Raw genomic sequence first — 15,958 nt, forward strand, 5'->3', positions numbered from 1 at the left:
CGATCCGGCGCCTCCACGCCATTCCGTATTGCGGGATTAACATCCCATATTTTTACTTTCAACCGGCAAAAGTTAATTCGTTACCGCACAGAAAGTTAAGAATGACGATGCTACATCGCCATTTGACAAGTCGAGCTAGCCCTCCTATTCCTGAATTCCAGATCTACATTCCGCATTCCGGGATGCAAGTTCGAATTTTGAATTAGCACCGTGCATCGGCGCCGGCTGGCCAACCCAGCCCGCGCCACCCCCCAAAGGAGGAGATGGAACATGCCGAACGAAGTAGCTCTTTCGGTCCGAAACACACTGACGGGCATTCTGCCGCCGCTGGCGATGCCCTTCGACGACGACAGCAAGCTGGTGGCCGACGCCATCGGTCCGCAGATCGACATGATGGTCGGCGCGGGCGTGCGCGGTGTCGTCGCCGGCGGCTCGACCGGCGAGGGGCACACCCTGTCGCACAGCGAATTCGTCACCGCGATGACCGAAGCCCACAGCGCCACCGCCGGCCGCGTGCCGTTCGTGGCGGGCCTGATCGTCAACTCGACCCGTGACGCGATCGAGCGCGTCGAAATGCTGGGCGACATCAAGATCGACGCGCTGCAGGTCACCCCGGTCTATTACCTGTTCAAGACCAGCCTGAAGGCCACGATCAAGCACTTCCGCGAGATCTGGGAAGCCACGCAGATCCCGATCCTGATCTACAACGTGATCCCGTGGAACTATCTCAGCGTCGACGACATGATCACCATCATGGACGAAGTGCCCGGCGTGGTCGGCATGAAGCAAAGCTCGGGCGACCTGAAATCCGTCACCGACTTGCTGCTGCGCGCAAAGCCCGAGAACCTTGTTCTTAGCGGTATCGACGCCCTGCTGTACCCGGCGTTCTCGATGGGTGCGCACGGTGCGATCAGCGCGCTGACCTGCGCCGTTCCCGGCACCACCGTCACGATGTTCGACGCAGTTCAGCGTGGCGATGACGCCGTGGCGCGCGACCTGCACTTCAAGCTGAACGCCCTGTGGAACGCGATGCCGCACGACCAGCTGCCGGCCTGCGTGAAGTACGTTCAGTCGCGGCAGGGTCTGCCCCTGTTCCACCCGCGCGCGCCGATGGAAAAGGTCGACGCCGACCGGCAGCGCCTGATCGACGCGGCGCTGGACCCGGTTCTGGAAGCGACGGAAGCCGCCCGCGCGGCCTGATCCGGCGCGTAACGTCACGGCGCGGCGCGGGGCTTTGGACCCGCGTCCGCCAGCCGCGGATTGCCGCGCGGCGTATCGGACGGGTATACGGGGAAAGGACAGGCCCCCCGCGCCCTGCCGAGGAAAGGAAACGAGACAGCCCGCATGGACAGCCCCGCGCAATCCGCCAGACCGCCCCGCAAGTCGGGAGAGGACAGCCTGAAGTCGCTGAACAAGGTTGCGAAGATCCTGGATTGCTTCGACCTGAACCGGCGCTCGCTGTCGCTGGCCGAGATCTGCGAGATCACCGGCTTTCCCCGCTCGACCACCCACAGGCTTGCCGCCTCGATGCGCGAGGTCGGGTTTCTGGAACAGGAACACGAGCGCGACGCCTACCGGCTGGGGCTGCGCCTGTTCGAACTGGGCTCGACCGTTCTGGCGAACCTTGAACTGCACCGCGAGGGCAGCGCGATCGTCAACGCGCTGCACCAACTGACGAACCGCACCGTCCACCTTGCGGTGTTCGACGGCCAGCGCGCGGTGGTGATCCAGCGGACCGAATCCGGCAAGGACGGGATGACCCCCAGCAGCTTTGTCGAGAATTCGCCCGCCTATTGCACCAGCGTCGGCAAGGCGATCCTTGCCCACCAGGACGAAGAGACCGTCGACCGGGTGATCGCGCTGGGACTGAAACCGCTGACCGACACCACGCTGACCGATCCGGACGCGCTGCGCGCCGATCTGGCCGCCACGCGAGAGCGGGGGTATTCCCTTGACGATGGCGAACACCAGCCGTCGCTGCGCTGCGTCGGCGCGCCGATCCGCAACGCCTCGGGCCGCGTCTTCGCCGCGATCAGCGTCAGCGCCCCGGTCTGGGAACTGGGCAGCACGCGGATCGAAGACTTCAGCCAAGTGGTCACCTACCACGCCAACCTGATCTCGCAGCGGTTGGGCTACAACCGCTGACGACACCGGGGCGTGGCAGGAAACGACCATCGGATCAGGCCGGCCAGACGGCTTGCAGTTTTTCACCCGCAAGGATCCGGTCGCGAGCGGACGCCTCGTCCCGGCCCAGCGCGTCGGCCTGATCGGCAACCGCCACCATATGCGCGCGCGGGATGCACACGACGCCATCGACATCCCCGAAGATCAAATCGCCCGGAGACACGGTCGTGCCGCCAAGGGTGACGGGCACCTGGCTTTTCATCGGTTCCTTCTTGCCGGTCACGCCGACCGGGCTGGGCGCGGTGCCGAACAGCGGATAGCCAAGCGCCCGCACCTGCGCGAGATCGCGGACCGTGCTGTTGACGATGGTCGCCGCCGCGCCCGCGGTCTTGGCGCCAGTGCTCATCAGCTCGCCCGAGCACGACCCCGGCGCACAGGACGCATCGACCACCATGATGCCGCCCGGCGGCACGTTGTCGATCGCGTTGTGATACACGTCCTGCGGCTCGCCCTTGCGGTCGGACGGTTCGAACAGGACGGTGACGGCGGGCCCGCAGACCACATCGCCGTCGGCAAGCGATCCCAGCAACGAGATCCCCTCAAGATGTCCCCACAGGCCCAGCGCCTCCATGCTGTCGTGGATGTCGCCCGAGTACCACTTGGACAGGCGCGTCATCGCGTCCTTCTCTGCGGGCGAATAGTCGTAGTCGAACATCAGTCTTCCTTTTGCTGTGCTTTCGCGATGGCAACGCGAAGATAGTCCGCGCTGCGGTCGATCTGGGCCCGCATCAGGGCCTGCGCCCCCGCTTCGTCGCGGTCTCGGATGCAGGCGAAAATCTCGGCGTGTTCGGCATAGGCTTCGTCCAGCGACTTGGTCGGCACCCGGCTGGACAGCTGGATCATCTCGCCGATCAGGTTGGCGAAATTGTCGTACATGATCGCAAGGATGCGGTTGCCGGAGGAATGCACCAGCGCAAGGTGAAAGGCCGCGTCGGCCACCACGAAGCCGGTGAAATCGCCCTCGTCCCGCGCGATGCGCATCCGGTCCAGCGCCGCCTCGACATCCGGCGTCACGCTGGGGTCGCGGGTCATCAGCAATTCGATCGTCTCGGTCTCGATCATCCGCCGTGCCTGCATCAGCTGCTCTAGGTACCCCGGATCGGCGGCAAGCTGCTGGCGGACGGTGACGGCAAGCGTGTCGATGAATTCGTGCACGTCCTCGCGCACGACGGTGGTGCGGCCCCCGTGGCGGCGGCGGACAAGGCCCTTGGTTTCGAGCGTCTGGATCGCTTCGCGGACAGAGCGGGTCGAAACGCCGAATTCGTCCGCGATCGCGCTTTCCGAACCCAGCTTGTCGCCGACCTTCAGTTCCCCCCCGAGGATTCGGTCCTCGAGTGCCGACGACACGGTCGTGTGCAGTTTGCCCCTGCTGACGCTCATCGCTCCCCCCTTTGCGGCCGTCCGGCGGTGCGTCCTGCTGTTGACGCTCCGGCGGCCCGTGGTTATCCCTACTCATGACATAAGTCATATGTCAACACTTGCCGCGACCAGCGAAGCGCGCGCCGCCCGACCGCCGGGCCGCCCTTCGCGGAATGGAATGATCAGGGAGGAACCACGCGCATGCAGGACTTTTTCAATATCGAAGGACGGGTCGCGATCGTGACAGGCGGGCTGGGACAGCTTGGGACGCAATTCACCAAGCAGCTTGCCGAAAACGGCGCGAAGGTCGCGATCTTCGCCCGCCGCACCCGCACGAAAGAGGAAATCGAAGAGCAGTTTCCCGGCCTGTCCGACAACGTCCGCGTCTACAAGGCCGACGTAAAGGACAAGGACAGCCTGATCGCCGCGACGGATCAGGTGACCGCCGACTGGGGCGTGCCGCATGTGCTGGTGAACAACGCCGGGATCGACAGCAAACCGGACGGCGACGCGGATCAGAACAGCCCGTTCGAGGTTTACCCGAAGAAATACTGGGACGACGTGATCGAAACGAACCTGACCGGCTGCATGCTGTGCAGCCAGGTGATCGGTAGCCGCATGGCCGAGGCCGGGCGCGGGTCGATCATCATGGTCGGGTCGATGTACGGCATGGTGTCGCCCAATCAGGCGCTGTACGCCTACCGCGAGGAACGCGACGGCGAGCCCTTCGTCAAGGCGATCAGCTATGCCGCGTCGAAGTCGGGGCTGCTGAACATGACCCGCTATCTTGCGACCTACTGGGCGAAAAAGGGCGTGCGCACGAACCTTGTCACCTTCGGGGGCGTAAAGACCGGATCGTTCGACAAGGAATTCATCGACGCCTTCCTGCAGCGCGTCCCGATGGGCCGTCAGGCCGAGATCGAGGAATTCGGCCCCATCGTGCAGTTCCTTGCCTCGGACGCCTCTTCCTACATGACCGGCGCCAACCTTGTGCTGGACGGTGGCTTCACCGCCTGGTGAGCCACGGCGGCGAAACATCGGCGCGGCCCCCGGACCCGGGCGCCGCGCCTTTTCGTTTGGGGCCTAGGCGCTGTCGCCCGGCAGTGTCGGCCCAAGCGACAGCATCAGCCGGTTTGCCCAGTTGAAGAACGAGATCGCGTAGATCGCGTCGGCAATCGCCTGATCGTCCATCCCGGTGGCGCGCAGCGCCTCGACATGTTCGGGACCGAAGGTCATCGGGATCGAGGTCAAAGCGACCGCCGCGTCGGTGATCGCATCCCAGCGCGGGTCGATCCGGGCGCTGACGCCCTCGTCCAGCAAGGTCTGGACCTCGTCCTTGCGCTTGGAATGCTGGGTGGCGAAGCGCGAATGTACCGAGGCGCAATAGATGCAGCCGTTGAAGCGCGAGGTCGCCGCGGCAGCCATCTCGCGGTCGGCGCGCGGCAGGCCCGCATCCGGGTTATAGAAGATGTCCATGTCGGTGCGCGTCCGGTATTCCAGAATATCCGGATCACGGGCCAGCAGCATGAAATAGGGCATCTTGGACCGGCCCTTCTGGACCAGCGCCTCCCAGTGGCGGTCGGTCAGGTCGGCCTCTGCCATCGGCGGCAGCCACGGCTCCCAGCCCAGCATGTCCTGCGTGAAGACGTTCGGTTCGTCGGGGTTGTCGTGGGTCAGCACGGTCTCGGTCATCGGCGCGGCTCCGGTCAGCGGGTGGCCGCCAGAACACGCAAGCCGGCACCGGCGCGGATCTGGAAGCTGAGGAAGGAAATCAACTGCGACAGCGTCACGATGTCGGTGGCGTTCCACCCGGCCTCGGTCAGCGCCACGATGGCATCGCGGCCCGCGTCACGCGGATGGAACACCAGCAGATGCGCATGATCGAACGCGGCGGCCAGCCGCGCGCCAAGCGCATCGGCATCGGCCGTGAAGGTCATGCCGGGCGTGTCTTCGACACTCAGCGGGCCTTCGGGGAACGCGCCATAGGGGCCTTCGGTGCGCCCAGCCTTGACCGCTGCGGCGATGGCATCCGACAGGCCCGCCGCATCGCTTTCGGCCAGCAAGCCCGCGTACATCTCCATCGCCGGGGCGTCGCCGTGAAGCCCGGCCACGAAACAGGCCACCGCCAGCCGTTCGCCGACCGGCATCAGCCCGTCGCGCACGGTCACGAACAGCGCCTCGTGGCTTTTCTGCGCGGATTCCCGCGCCGTGGGCCGCGCCGCGCGCAGGTCCGCATCCGACGGAAGCCCCGCCAGCATGTCGATCACGTCCGTCATGTCATCCTCTATATCTATCAACCGTCCACGGCAGCCGCAGCGGGCGCGAAACGCGCCGTGGCCGGGTCGCCGACATATCGTTCCGCGACACTAGAGGCGGTGCGGGCAAGCTCTGCCACCGCCGCGATCACGCGGTCGGCCTGCTCGTCGCTGAACAGGTAGCTGAAATTCAGCCGCACCCAGCCCGGCCTGTCCAGTTCGCACCCGGCGTCAAGCTGCGCCGTGACCGCCTGCGAGGCAGGCTGATCAAGGTCCAGCAACCGGTGCGCATAGGGGCCAGCGCAGGCGCAGCCGCCGCGCACCTGAATGCCGTACATGTCGCTGAGCATCCGGGTGAACAGCTGGTGATGCACCAGCCCGCCTTTGCCGTCGCGCACCCGGAACGAGAACACCGGCAGCGCCCGCGCCCCGGCCCGCTGGCCGAGGATTTCGATCTCGGGCACCTTCGACCACGCCTCTAGCGCGCGCAGGCGGAAGGCCTCGTCCCGCTCGGCGATCCGGTCGCAGCCGACTGCGTCCTTCACCAGCAGCGCCAGCGCCGCGCGAATGTCGCCGACCACGTTCGGCGTGCCCGCTTCTTCGCGCGCCTCGATGCGGGTCGAGTACAGGTGATCCCACGGCGACACGAAGCGAACCGATCCGCCACCGGGCGCGGTCGGCGTCTCGCGCCAGCCGATGCCATCGCGCAGCACAAGGATGCCGGTCGCCCCGGGCCCGCCGGGAAACTTGTGCGGCGAAAAGACGATGGCGTCCTTCGCCGCGTCCCCGCTGCTCATGTCGATGGGGATATAGGGGGCGGCGGCGGCATAGTCCCAGACCGCCACGGCACCTGCGGCCTTCAGAACCCGCGTCACGGCGTCGGTGTCGGTCAGGATGCCGGTCACGTTGGACGCCGCCGCGAAGGTGCCGATGACAAGATCGTATCCGGCAACGCGCGCCAGTGCATCTTGCAGCGCCGCCATGTCCGGGCCGCCTGTCGCGGCTTCGGGGATTTCGATCACCTCGACGCCGCTTTCGCGCCACGGCAGGATGTTAGAGTGGTGTTCGTAAGGTCCGGTCAGCACGGCCACGCGTTCGCCCCGCGCGGCCCGCGCAGCAAGATCCAGCCCCGCCACGATCCGGTTCAGCCCCCCGGTGGCACCCGAGCCGGTGAAGATGACGTGACAGTCAGGCCCCGCGCCAGTCAGACGCGCCACCTCGGCCCGCCCTGCTTCGCGCAGGCGGGTCATCACACCGCCGCAGAACGAGGCCTCGGTGTGGGTGTTGGCATAGAATGGCAGCACCTGCTCTGCCATGAAGCTTTCGACTTGCCGCAGGGCGCGACCCGATGCGGTGTAGTCGGCATACAGAAGGGACTGCGGGCCGAATCCGGCATCGAACAGGACGCCGTCGCCGATCACGCCGGCGCGCAGGTCCGGGATCGGGTCGGGATGGTCCGCAACCGACTTAAGGAAACGCGGCAGGCTGGGCAGGTCGGCGAGCTGCGCTGTGGGTGTGGTGTGATTTTGCGTCATTTCCGGTAATCTCGACATACTCGATACATCATAGCTGGATATTGGCGAAAATTTTTTGCGTACTTGGGTTCCATACCGGAATTTTCAGGCGCGCATATCCACATGCCGCGCGCGGCTTCGAAATTCGTTTCGCGCAACAATCGGTTCGGGAAACTGCCGCGCAGATGTCCACGGCGTCCGGCGGTGCAATATGGTTACGACAATCGGTTGTCCGTGCCCGACAACTAAGGGCACCGCGCACGAAAAAGGGCGCTCCCGCAGTGCGGAAGCGCCCAAAGGCCCGGGGCCATTTTCGGATCGTCAGAACCGCGAAGTTACTTCGCGCCGCTGAAAACCGGGAAGGCGCTGGCGTCGCCGTAGTCGCTGGCGTTGATCGCCTTCAGCGCATCCATGTCCTCGGCCGAGATCTCGAAATCGACGTCGGCGTTGGTCTTCATGTGCTCGGGGTTGGCGGTCTTCGGAAGCGCCAGCAGGTCGAGCTGCAGGATGTAGCGGATGCACAGCTGCGGAATGCTCACGCCGTATTTCTTCGCCATTTCGCCGATCTCTTCGTTCTGAAGGATCGAGCCGTGGCCGATGGGCGAATAGGCTTCGACCAGCATGCCGTTGCTTTTGGAATAGTCGATCAGCTCGAACGGCGTGTTGCCGACGTGGGCCAGCACCTGATTGATCATCGGCTTGGTCGTGGCGTTCTGCAGCAGGTTATCAAGGTCCTGCTTCTGGAAGTTCGACACGCCGATGGCGCGGATCTTGCCAGCGTCCAGCGCCTCTTCCATCGCTTTCCACGCGGCAAGGTTGCCTTCGAAGAAGCGGTCTTCGCCGCCGAAGTCTTCCCACGGGGTCGGGCTGTGGATGATCAGCAGGTCGATGTAATCAAGGCCCATCGTTTCCAGCGAGCCTTCGATGGCGGCCTTGGCCGAGTCGTAGTCTTTCGCCTCGGCGGCAAGCTTGGTCTGCACGAACAGCTCTTCGCGGGCGACGCCGCTGTTGCGGATGCCTTCGCCGACGCCGCGTTCGTTGCCATAGGCCTGCGCGGTGTCGATGTGGCGGTAGCCCAGCTTGATCGCGGCAACGACGGCTTCGCCGACCTTGTCATCGTCGATCATCCAGGTGCCAAGGGCGATTTTCGGAACGGCCACGCCGTTCGGCAGGGTCTGAGTCTCTTGAAGGATCATAACGTTCGTCCTTTCTTTGCTGGCTTTTCAAAGCCGGGTTACAGGTGGGAACGAGCAGTGCCGTTCATCTGACCTGCTAGATAGGCGCGCGGACCGGCTGCGATAATCGCCGGAAAATCACTCTCACCCATGATCGGTACTCATCAATGAGACTCGGCCACGCGCGCCCCGATCTTACAGGAACTGACCGTTGTCGACCTGAATGACCTGCCCGGTGACCGCGCGCCCCATATCGGAGGCAAGGTAAAGCGCGGCATAGGCCTGATCGATCGGCTCGGTCGAGGGTACGGTGGTGTTGGTGTACTTGTCCGAGAATTCCAGCATCTCGCCGCCGCCCTCTTGCTCACCAGCGGCCCACGCACGCGCGGCGTCCGTGTCGGTCACGCCGGGCGCGATGGCGTTGCAGCGGATGTTGGTGCCGGACAGGCGGATCGCGATGTTCAGCGTCATCGTGTTGATGCCGCCCTTCGTCGTCGTATAGGCCACGCCGCAAATCGGCTTGGTCCCGTTGACCGACGACACGTTGATGATCCGGCCCTCGTTGCGCGGCATCATGTGGTTGATCGCCTCGCGGCAGTACCGGAACGGACCGGCAAGGTTGATCTGCATGATGTCGTCGAAGTGGTCGTCGGTCGTCTTCTCGACCGCGTACATTTCGCCGACGCCCGCGTTGTTCACCATGATGTCGATCTGCCCGAAGGCGTCGATCGCTTGCTTGAACACCTTGGCAGGGGCATCGCGGTCGGCACTGTCGGCCACGACACCGATCGCCTTGCCGCCCTTGGCTTCGATCGCGTCGACCGCCTTGTCGAGCCCGTCCTTGCCGCGGGCCGTCAGGACGACATTCGCCCCTTCTTCCGAGAAGAGTTCGGCAATGGCGAAGCCGATGCCCTTGCTGGCCCCGGTGATCACCGCGGTTTTTCCGCTTAGCAGCTGTTTCATTGGTTTTTCCTTCTTATCCAGATCGTTGCGTCTGGTTTCGCAACGTGCGGCACGGCGTTCGCGCCGCTCTGAGCACAGATAGCCACGGCCCCGGGCCGGACTACGGCGCCGCGCTGCACGTCATTCATGACGCAGTTTCATCAAAGAACGGGGGGCGTGGCCGCTGCACCGCGTGTCGGGACGCAGGATGAAAAAGGGCGGGCGCGTTTCCGCGTCCGCCCCATCCATCGACGATGTATCGCCGCCGGAAAGGTCTTTGGGATCAGCCGTTGTAGTCTTCGTCGGCGACCTTTTCCATCCACGTCACCGGGCTGCCGTCGATGCTTTCCTGAATCGCGATATGGCTCATCGCGTTCTCGGGCGCGGCGCCATGCCAGTGCTTTTCACCGGCGGGGAAGAACACCACGTCGCCGGACGTGACCTCTTCCACCGGGCCGCCTTCGCGCTGAACGCGGCCGCGGCCGAAGGTGATGATGATGGTCTGCCCTGCCGGGTGGGTGTGCCACGCGGTGCGCGCGCCCGGTTCGAACGTGACATGCGCGCCCGAGGTGCGGCCGGGCTCGTCAGCTTGGAACATCGGGTCCAGACGCACGGTGCCGGTGAAGTAGTCTTCGGGGCCCTGCGAAGAGGGATTGCTGCCTGCGCGGATGATTTTCATTGGATTTCTCCTTTTGTGGTGCGCCTTAGCGCAGTTTTTCGAAACGGTAGGTCCACGACGCGGGCCCCGGCTGGACATAGGCAAGCTCGACCGTCGCCATGGCGAAGGGCTCGACGTAACGGGCATTGCGCAGCCCGCCTGTGTCCTGTGGCTCGAATCCGATGTCGCGGATCAGGGAAAAGGCGACGTCCTTGGCATCGTCGTGATCGCCATAGGCCATGACGTGGGGCGGCGTTGGCTGCCCCTTGCGGTCGAAGACGGGAAAGAAGCTTTCCGACGGCGTGGTCGAGAAGCACCCGACCCAGCGGGCATCGGGGCGCATCTTTTCCAGTTCCTCGGCGCCCGACGTGGTCAGGCCCAGCACCAGTTCGCTGTCGGTGTCGTTCAAAGGGATGCAGCAGTTCAGCACGACCGTGCCCGCCAGATCGCCCGCTTGGTCCAGCACGTCATCGACCTTTGACCAGTGAACCGCCAGAAGCACGGCATCGGCGTCCTTTACCGCGTCGGCAACGCTGCCATAGCGTGCGCCCGCCTCTTCCGCGAGACGGGATAGCTTTTGCTCGGTCCGGGCGAAAGAAAAGGTGACGTCATGGCCCGACTTGGCCCAAAGCGTACCAAGCTTGCCGCCCATCAGTCCGGAACCGAGGATGCCGATTTTCATGTGGGTCTCCTTTTTCAAGGGCCGACGCGCAGGAAGCCGCATTCGCGATGCTTCGACCGTCGCCGGTCATGAGTCAGATGTGGGTTTGGGCCTGACCAGGTAAATGATAGTTTAAAGCACCCCAGTCATGAACCAAACTCATCAGTCCCACATTAGCGGACGACTCCGCGCGGGCGCGACACCACCAGCATGGCCAGCACGCCAAGGACGCTGAACGCGGTGCTGGCAATGACAGCCGCGTGCCAAGCGTCAAAGAAATCGGTCCCGGCACCGGATTTCTGCGCGATCAGGACGGAAATCAGCGCGATACCAAGGGCAGAGCCAAGATAGCGTGCCGTGTTGTTGGCGGCAGAGCCCATCGCGGCGCGTTCCGGTGGCACGGTTTGCACCGCCTCGTGTCCCAGCGATGCGTTCAAGATCCCGTTCGACACGCCCGCGATCAGCAGGCCCGGCAGCACAACCGCCCAGCTTGTCCCGGTGCCAGCGGCCAGCATCAGGGCTTGTCCCACGCCGCAGCCAGCGATGGCGCCGATGACCCGCTGGCGCGGTGTCAGGCGTTCGGGCAAACGGCCAGACGCCAGCGCGGCCACCACGGTGACACCCGACCACGCCAGCAGGATCACCGCGGCGCTCATCGGACTTTGGCCCATTCCCCGGACAAGCGCCGTGGGCACCATCGACATCAGCGCCAGCACGCCCGCGCCAGAGGCGAAGGCCGCAAGCGTGGCGCCGGAGAAATCGGGATAGCGAAACAGCTCAAGCGCGAGGATCGGGTTCCCGGTCCTTCGCTCGATGCGCCAAAACAGGCCAAGCAGGACCACGGCCCCGATCAGCAGCGCGGTGACAAGCCCTGTCGAGCCGACACGGACCTCGATCAAAGCGGACATCAGGCAGGCCAGCCCGGCGATCAGCAGAACGCTGCCCCCAATGTCGACCCGGTCGCCGGTCCGGTCGCTTTCGGGAAGTCGCGACATCGCCATGACCGCCAACGCGGCAGAGACCGCCGCGACCGCCCAGTGCGTTGCGGTCCAGCCGGACACAGCCAGAAGGCCAGAGGCGATCAGCGGTCCCACCGCCACACCCGCGCCCAGCGCGGCGGCCCAAACCGCTGCGGCCCGCCGCCGGGCCTGCCCATCGTAGACCTGCCCCAGAAGACCCAGCCCGCAGGCCATGATCCCCGCACTGCCCAGTCCCTGCACGACCCGCATCACGATCAGCATGAGCCCGTTCACGGACAGCGCCGCGGCGACCGAGGACGCCGCCGTCAGCCAAAGCCCGGCCACGAAGGTCCGGCGCCGTCCCAGCGTGTCGCCCAGCGCGCCAGCGGTCAGCAGCCCGCACGCCGCGCCAAGGGGCATTCCACTCATGATCCATGCCTGCGCGCCGGGGCTTAGCCCTAGCGCGTCCGTCATGGCGTCCAGTGTCGTGAGAGGGGCGGTGAAGACCACCAGAGCGAGGCAGGTCGCGATGGCCACGATGATCAGCGGAAGATCTGTCGGGGTCGCGGGGCGTGGGTCAGCCATCTGGGGTCTCTGAGTATCTTTTTAAAGCCGGCCAGCCAGCCAGCGATGCGGCGGGGGAGGATCCCCCGCCGCACTATCTTTTCTGGTGCGGTCGTCCGCCCGATTACTCGGCGCGCGACTCGAACACCTCTTTCGCGACCGGCATGGCCGAGAAGACGCGCGGCCAGCCAGCATAGAACGCAAGGTGCGACAGCATCGCGCCTGCTTCTTCCTGCGTCAGGCCGTTGTCCATCGCGCGGTTCAGGTGGAACGTCATCTGCTCGGGCTGGCCCGCCGCGATCAGGGCGGCCACGGTGACGAGCGAACGGTCGCGCGGCTCGAGATCAGGGCGCAGCCACAGGTCGAGGAACAGGATCTCGCGCGTGGTATCGACCACGCCCGGCGAAACGTTGGCATAGTTGCTTTGCACGGTTTCCTCGCGCGCGGCCTCGGCTTCCTCGTTCAGCGGCAGAAGCTCGGGGTCAACGGGAGGCAGATCGTCGGCGGTGATGCCGCGAGCCTCGAACACCGGGGCGGTCGCCTCGGCGGCGGCGATGGCGTTGCCCATGCCGGTGTAGAAGGCGAGGTGCGTGATGGTTTCCGAGATCTCGGCCGGGGTCACACCGGCGTCCAGCGCCAGCGCGACGTGGCTTTCGATGTTGTTCACCTCGTGCCGGGTCATCAGAGCCGCGAAGGTCACCAGCGCGCGGTCGCGCATCGACAGGGCTTCGTCGTTCCAGACGCCGTCGAAGATGTCCTCGTTCAGGTGGTTCTGCAGGGCCGGGGCCACCGCGCCGACCGAAGAGGGGATGGTGGTTTCAAGGTCTTGGGCCACTGCGCCCGAGGCGAGAAGGGCGAAGGCGGATGCGGCGAGACGGGTCTTCATGGGGTGCTCCCTGTTGCGTGTCATCTGCCTTAGGATCTAGGCCCTGCGCCCCGCCGGTTAATGCCGACCCCCGCCAATCCAGCTATGACTCCCCTTCATCAATGCCCCGTCAGTCCTTGTGGCGAAGCGCGTCCAGCACGACCTGAAAGGCCGAGGACGGGCGCTGGCGGCTGGGATAGTACAGGTGGAACCCCGGAAACGCTGGCGAGTAATCCTCGAGACAGGTGCGCAACCGCCCCGCCGCGATCTCGGGCGCGGCCAGCCGGTCGGGAACAAGCGCCAGCCCGTGCCCGTCCACTGCCGCCCGCATCACGGGATGGATGGTGTTGAAGCACGCCTGCCCCTGCACCTTCACGTTGATCTCGTTGCCATCCTGATCCTCGAACTCCCACGCGTACAGCGCGCCGTGCGTCGACAGACGAAGGTTGATGCAGCGATGGTCGGTCAGGTCCTGCGGCGCCTGCGGAACGCCCGCGACGTCGAAATAGTCGGGCGCGCCAACGCAGATCATCCGTTCGTCCGGCCCGATCCGCATCGAGATCATGCCGTCGCTGACCTGATCGCCGTACCGCACCCCGGCATCGCATTGCGACGACGCAAGGTCTGTATAGCCATAGTCCATCACCAGTTCGATATTCACGCTGGGATACTGCTTCAGCACCGGCGACAGCTTGGGCCACAGGATCGTCTCGATCGCGTATTCCACCCCGACGATCCGCACCGTGCCCGTGGGCTGGTCCTGCGAATCGTTCAGCGCCTGAAGCCGCGCCTCGATCTTTTCGAAGCAGGGATTCAGCGTGGCCAGCAGGTCCTCGCCTTCCAGCGTCGGCGCGACTGACCGCGTCGTGCGGGTCAGCAGCCGCAGGCCAAGGCGCTTTTCCAGCCCCTTGATCGTATGGCTCAGGGCCGATTGCGACACGTTCAGCCGTGCGGCGGCCTTGGTGAAGCTGCGCTCTTCCGCGACGGCGGCCAGCGCGATGAGGTCGTTGATATTCTCGCGAAGCATAAGGGAGGCCTGCGTCTGTCTTTCCAGTATCATGGGCGGTCTCCCCTACGATATATGCGTGACGCTCATGACGTCCACGATTGTACGATCACGGTTTCAGGCGCAGAAGGCGGTCGCTGGACGGCCCATCCCGGCGCGGCGACCGGTTGGTCGTGATCGCCCAAACCGTTCCATCGACGACCAGCACGTCGCGAATACGTTCGCCTGCATCAAACGCGGTCGAGACATCGCCATCCGGCGTCACCGCCAGCACCGCACCGGACCGCATCGCGGCCAGCAAAAGCGTGTCACCGTCCCATGCCAGCCCGGACGGCGCCCAAGTGCTGCGGCCTGAATGCGCCAGCGGGGACGTCATGCCGTCGCCCGTCTCGTCACCTTGCACCAGTGGCCAGCCATAGTTGCCGCCCGCGACGATGCGGTTCACCTCGTCATTGCCGGACTGCCCGTGCTCGGCAGCAAACAGCTGGCCGTCGTCGTCCCACGCCAGCCCTTGCGGATTGCGGTGGCCCAGCGAGTAGACCGGCGAGTCCGGGAACGGGTTGTCAGCCGGAATGGCACCGTCCGGCGTCAGACGCAGGATCTTGCCCGCAATGCTGTTCAGGTCCTGCGGCAGCGCGCGGTTCTCGGTCCAGCCGGTTGTGACATACAGCATCCCGTCGGGGCCAAACGCCACCCGACCGCCGTTGTACAGCGGGTGGCCCGGAATGCCGTCCAGCAGCACCCGCGTCTCGCGCCAGCGGTCGCCGTCCAGCACCGCCTCGATCACGCGGTTGCTGCGCGCGTCGGGTGTGCCGGTGTGGTGGTACAGAACGACCCGGCCCGTGGTGGCGAAGTCCGGCGTCAGCGCAAGCCCCATCAGCCCGCCGCCCCGGTCGTTCAGGATCGGCGCGCTGGTCTCGACCGGCAGGCGACGGAAGTCACCGGATTCGAAAATTCCAAGCGTCCCGGCTTTTTCCGTGACGTACAGCGTGCCGGACGCGGCCTCGACGTCCCAAGGATAGTCGAGCCCGTCCAGCACGGTCTCCTGCGCCGCCACCGGGGCGGGCAGGAGAAGCGCGGCCAAAGCTAGGCCGCGCAGTCGGGAAACCCGATCAGTCACCGTTGTACTCTTCATCGGTGACCAACTCGCCCCATGTCACGGCGCTTCCGTCCTCGGCCGCCTGAATGGCGTAGTGCGTCACCGACGTGCTGTCGGTCGCGCCGTGCCAATGGTTCACGTCGGCGGGCGCGAAAACGACGTCGCCGGTGCGCATGATCTGCTTCGGCTGGCCTTCTTCCTGATACCAGCCGGTGCCAGCGGTCACGACGAGATACTGGCCAATCGGATGCGTATGCCAAGCAGAGCGCGCGCCGGGCATGAAGGTCACTTCACCGGCGCTGACGTCGTTCATGTTCCCGCCGAAAACCGGCGCGACGAACACGGTGCCGGTGAAGGTTTCGGCGGAACCGATCTGGCCGCCGCGTTCAAGGCCGGTCGTGTGTTCCATCTGCTGCGCGGATGCACCGGTGGCGGCAATGGTCAAGGCGAGTGCGGTAAGCGTACGTTTCATGTCGGGTCGTCTCCTTTTGATGAGGCGGCCTGAGGGCCTGCGCCGGGGAACATCCCCGACCTGCGAGACAGACCTATGGCGAAGGCGACGTGTTATAATGGCCGGAAAGCGGATGGCACCGATGAGGGCGACTCATCAATGTTGCCGGTTGATGCGGCGTTGACTGGCCGGATTGATGAAGCCGCCTCATGGGAGACAGTTCATATGCGGGGATAGTCGGCGCGGCTGGGCCGGTTAAATGCTGT

At 65.2% G+C, this 15,958-nt stretch carries 17 protein-coding genes; 3 read left to right on the forward strand and 14 right to left on the reverse strand.

The genetic code is table 11. The features are described 5' to 3' along the window. Positions 1–270 precede the first annotated feature (270 nt). Together P1K30_RS09450 and P1K30_RS09455 are read left to right on the forward strand one after the other, a co-directional pair. Complete coding sequence (locus P1K30_RS09450) at positions 271–1,200, forward strand: dihydrodipicolinate synthase family protein (RefSeq protein ID WP_275632474.1); 930 nt, start codon at positions 271–273, stop codon at positions 1,198–1,200. Between the two features lie 144 nt (positions 1,201–1,344). Beyond that, the gene (locus tag P1K30_RS09455; RefSeq protein WP_275632475.1) at positions 1,345–2,145 is read left to right on the forward strand and encodes an IclR family transcriptional regulator; all 801 of its coding nucleotides are present in this window, start codon (positions 1,345–1,347) and stop codon (positions 2,143–2,145) included. 34 nt (positions 2,146–2,179) lie between these two features. Here P1K30_RS09455 and P1K30_RS09460 read toward each other — a convergent pair whose 3' ends face one another. Continuing rightward, positions 2,180–2,839, reverse strand: coding sequence for an RraA family protein (locus tag P1K30_RS09460; RefSeq protein WP_275632476.1), 660 nt, complete (start codon positions 2,837–2,839; stop codon positions 2,180–2,182). Beyond that, positions 2,839–3,564: a FadR/GntR family transcriptional regulator gene (locus tag P1K30_RS09465; protein ID WP_275632477.1), complete on the reverse strand. Its 726-nt coding sequence runs from the start codon at positions 3,562–3,564 to the stop codon at positions 2,839–2,841. The genes P1K30_RS09460 and P1K30_RS09465 overlap by 1 nt, the downstream gene beginning before the upstream one ends. 180 nt (positions 3,565–3,744) lie before the next feature. Here P1K30_RS09465 and P1K30_RS09470 point away from each other — a divergent pair, with 180 nt between their 5' ends. Then, positions 3,745–4,563: an SDR family oxidoreductase gene (locus tag P1K30_RS09470; protein WP_275632478.1), complete on the forward strand. Its 819-nt coding sequence runs from the start codon at positions 3,745–3,747 to the stop codon at positions 4,561–4,563. 63 nt (positions 4,564–4,626) lie between these two features. On the opposite strand, the gene P1K30_RS09475 is transcribed toward P1K30_RS09470, so the two are convergent. The 12 genes from P1K30_RS09475 to P1K30_RS09530 form a co-directional block, all read right to left on the reverse strand. Then, on the reverse strand, positions 4,627–5,235 hold the full coding sequence (locus P1K30_RS09475) for an alkylhydroperoxidase domain protein (protein WP_275632479.1): 609 nt from the start codon (positions 5,233–5,235) through the stop codon (positions 4,627–4,629). Positions 5,236–5,249: 14 nt separating this feature from the next. Continuing rightward, complete coding sequence (locus tag P1K30_RS09480) at positions 5,250–5,819, reverse strand: CMD domain protein (protein WP_275632480.1); 570 nt, start codon at positions 5,817–5,819, stop codon at positions 5,250–5,252. A gap of 17 nt (positions 5,820–5,836) precedes the next feature. Beyond that, positions 5,837–7,333, reverse strand: coding sequence for an aminotransferase class V-fold PLP-dependent enzyme (locus tag P1K30_RS09485; RefSeq protein WP_275632481.1), 1,497 nt, complete (start codon positions 7,331–7,333; stop codon positions 5,837–5,839). A gap of 314 nt (positions 7,334–7,647) precedes the next feature. After that, on the reverse strand, positions 7,648–8,508 hold the full coding sequence (locus P1K30_RS09490) for an aldo/keto reductase (RefSeq protein ID WP_275632482.1): 861 nt from the start codon (positions 8,506–8,508) through the stop codon (positions 7,648–7,650). A gap of 174 nt (positions 8,509–8,682) precedes the next feature. Next, entirely contained in the window at positions 8,683–9,450 is a 768-nt protein-coding gene (locus P1K30_RS09495) for an SDR family NAD(P)-dependent oxidoreductase (protein ID WP_275632483.1), read from the reverse strand. Positions 9,451–9,712: 262 nt separating this feature from the next. Then, positions 9,713–10,108, reverse strand: coding sequence for a (R)-mandelonitrile lyase (locus tag P1K30_RS09500; RefSeq protein WP_275632484.1), 396 nt, complete (start codon positions 10,106–10,108; stop codon positions 9,713–9,715). Between the two features lie 25 nt (positions 10,109–10,133). Then, entirely contained in the window at positions 10,134–10,769 is a 636-nt protein-coding gene (locus P1K30_RS09505; RefSeq protein ID WP_275632485.1) for an NADPH-dependent F420 reductase, read from the reverse strand. Between the two features lie 152 nt (positions 10,770–10,921). Next, positions 10,922–12,292 carry an MFS transporter gene (locus P1K30_RS09510; protein WP_275632486.1) on the reverse strand — a complete coding sequence of 457 codons (1,371 nt, stop codon included), beginning with the start codon at positions 12,290–12,292 and terminating at the stop codon, positions 10,922–10,924. A 103-nt stretch (positions 12,293–12,395) separates the two neighbouring features. After that, the gene (locus tag P1K30_RS09515; protein WP_275632487.1) at positions 12,396–13,157 is read right to left on the reverse strand and encodes a carboxymuconolactone decarboxylase family protein; all 762 of its coding nucleotides are present in this window, start codon (positions 13,155–13,157) and stop codon (positions 12,396–12,398) included. A gap of 109 nt (positions 13,158–13,266) precedes the next feature. Beyond that, positions 13,267–14,163, reverse strand: coding sequence for a LysR family transcriptional regulator (locus tag P1K30_RS09520; protein WP_275632488.1), 897 nt, complete (start codon positions 14,161–14,163; stop codon positions 13,267–13,269). Positions 14,164–14,251: 88 nt separating this feature from the next. Then, positions 14,252–15,277, reverse strand: a complete 1,026-nt coding sequence (locus P1K30_RS09525; RefSeq protein WP_275632489.1) for a PQQ-dependent sugar dehydrogenase — start codon at positions 15,275–15,277, stop codon at positions 14,252–14,254. Further along, positions 15,255–15,713: a (R)-mandelonitrile lyase gene (locus tag P1K30_RS09530; protein ID WP_275632490.1), complete on the reverse strand. Its 459-nt coding sequence runs from the start codon at positions 15,711–15,713 to the stop codon at positions 15,255–15,257. The genes P1K30_RS09525 and P1K30_RS09530 overlap by 23 nt, the downstream gene beginning before the upstream one ends. Between the last annotated feature and the right edge of the window lie 245 nt (positions 15,714–15,958).

Origin of the sequence: Psychromarinibacter halotolerans, assembly GCF_029168315.1 — a bacterium.
In the GTDB taxonomy this organism is placed as follows: domain Bacteria; phylum Pseudomonadota; class Alphaproteobacteria; order Rhodobacterales; family Rhodobacteraceae; genus Psychromarinibacter; species Psychromarinibacter halotolerans.

Excerpts from the sequence above, each read along its gene's own strand:
- P1K30_RS09450 (WP_275632474.1), top strand. The coding sequence starts at position 271 with ATGCCGAACGAAGTAGCTCTTTCGGTCCGAAACACACTGACGGGCATT.
- P1K30_RS09455 (WP_275632475.1), top strand. The coding sequence starts at position 1,345 with ATGGACAGCCCCGCGCAATCCGCCAGACCGCCCCGCAAGTCGGGAGAG.
- P1K30_RS09460 (WP_275632476.1), bottom strand. The coding sequence starts at position 2,839 with ATGTTCGACTACGACTATTCGCCCGCAGAGAAGGACGCGATGACGCGC.
- P1K30_RS09465 (WP_275632477.1), bottom strand. The coding sequence starts at position 3,564 with ATGAGCGTCAGCAGGGGCAAACTGCACACGACCGTGTCGTCGGCACTC.
- P1K30_RS09470 (WP_275632478.1), top strand. The coding sequence starts at position 3,745 with ATGCAGGACTTTTTCAATATCGAAGGACGGGTCGCGATCGTGACAGGC.
- P1K30_RS09475 (WP_275632479.1), bottom strand. The coding sequence starts at position 5,235 with ATGACCGAGACCGTGCTGACCCACGACAACCCCGACGAACCGAACGTC.
- P1K30_RS09480 (WP_275632480.1), bottom strand. The coding sequence starts at position 5,819 with ATGACGGACGTGATCGACATGCTGGCGGGGCTTCCGTCGGATGCGGAC.
- P1K30_RS09485 (WP_275632481.1), bottom strand. The coding sequence starts at position 7,333 with ATGACGCAAAATCACACCACACCCACAGCGCAGCTCGCCGACCTGCCC.
- P1K30_RS09490 (WP_275632482.1), bottom strand. The coding sequence starts at position 8,508 with ATGATCCTTCAAGAGACTCAGACCCTGCCGAACGGCGTGGCCGTTCCG.
- P1K30_RS09495 (WP_275632483.1), bottom strand. The coding sequence starts at position 9,450 with ATGAAACAGCTGCTAAGCGGAAAAACCGCGGTGATCACCGGGGCCAGC.
- P1K30_RS09500 (WP_275632484.1), bottom strand. The coding sequence starts at position 10,108 with ATGAAAATCATCCGCGCAGGCAGCAATCCCTCTTCGCAGGGCCCCGAA.
- P1K30_RS09505 (WP_275632485.1), bottom strand. The coding sequence starts at position 10,769 with ATGAAAATCGGCATCCTCGGTTCCGGACTGATGGGCGGCAAGCTTGGT.
- P1K30_RS09510 (WP_275632486.1), bottom strand. The coding sequence starts at position 12,292 with ATGGCTGACCCACGCCCCGCGACCCCGACAGATCTTCCGCTGATCATC.
- P1K30_RS09515 (WP_275632487.1), bottom strand. The coding sequence starts at position 13,157 with ATGAAGACCCGTCTCGCCGCATCCGCCTTCGCCCTTCTCGCCTCGGGC.
- P1K30_RS09520 (WP_275632488.1), bottom strand. The coding sequence starts at position 14,163 with ATGCTTCGCGAGAATATCAACGACCTCATCGCGCTGGCCGCCGTCGCG.
- P1K30_RS09525 (WP_275632489.1), bottom strand. The coding sequence starts at position 15,277 with ATGAAGAGTACAACGGTGACTGATCGGGTTTCCCGACTGCGCGGCCTA.
- P1K30_RS09530 (WP_275632490.1), bottom strand. The coding sequence starts at position 15,713 with ATGAAACGTACGCTTACCGCACTCGCCTTGACCATTGCCGCCACCGGT.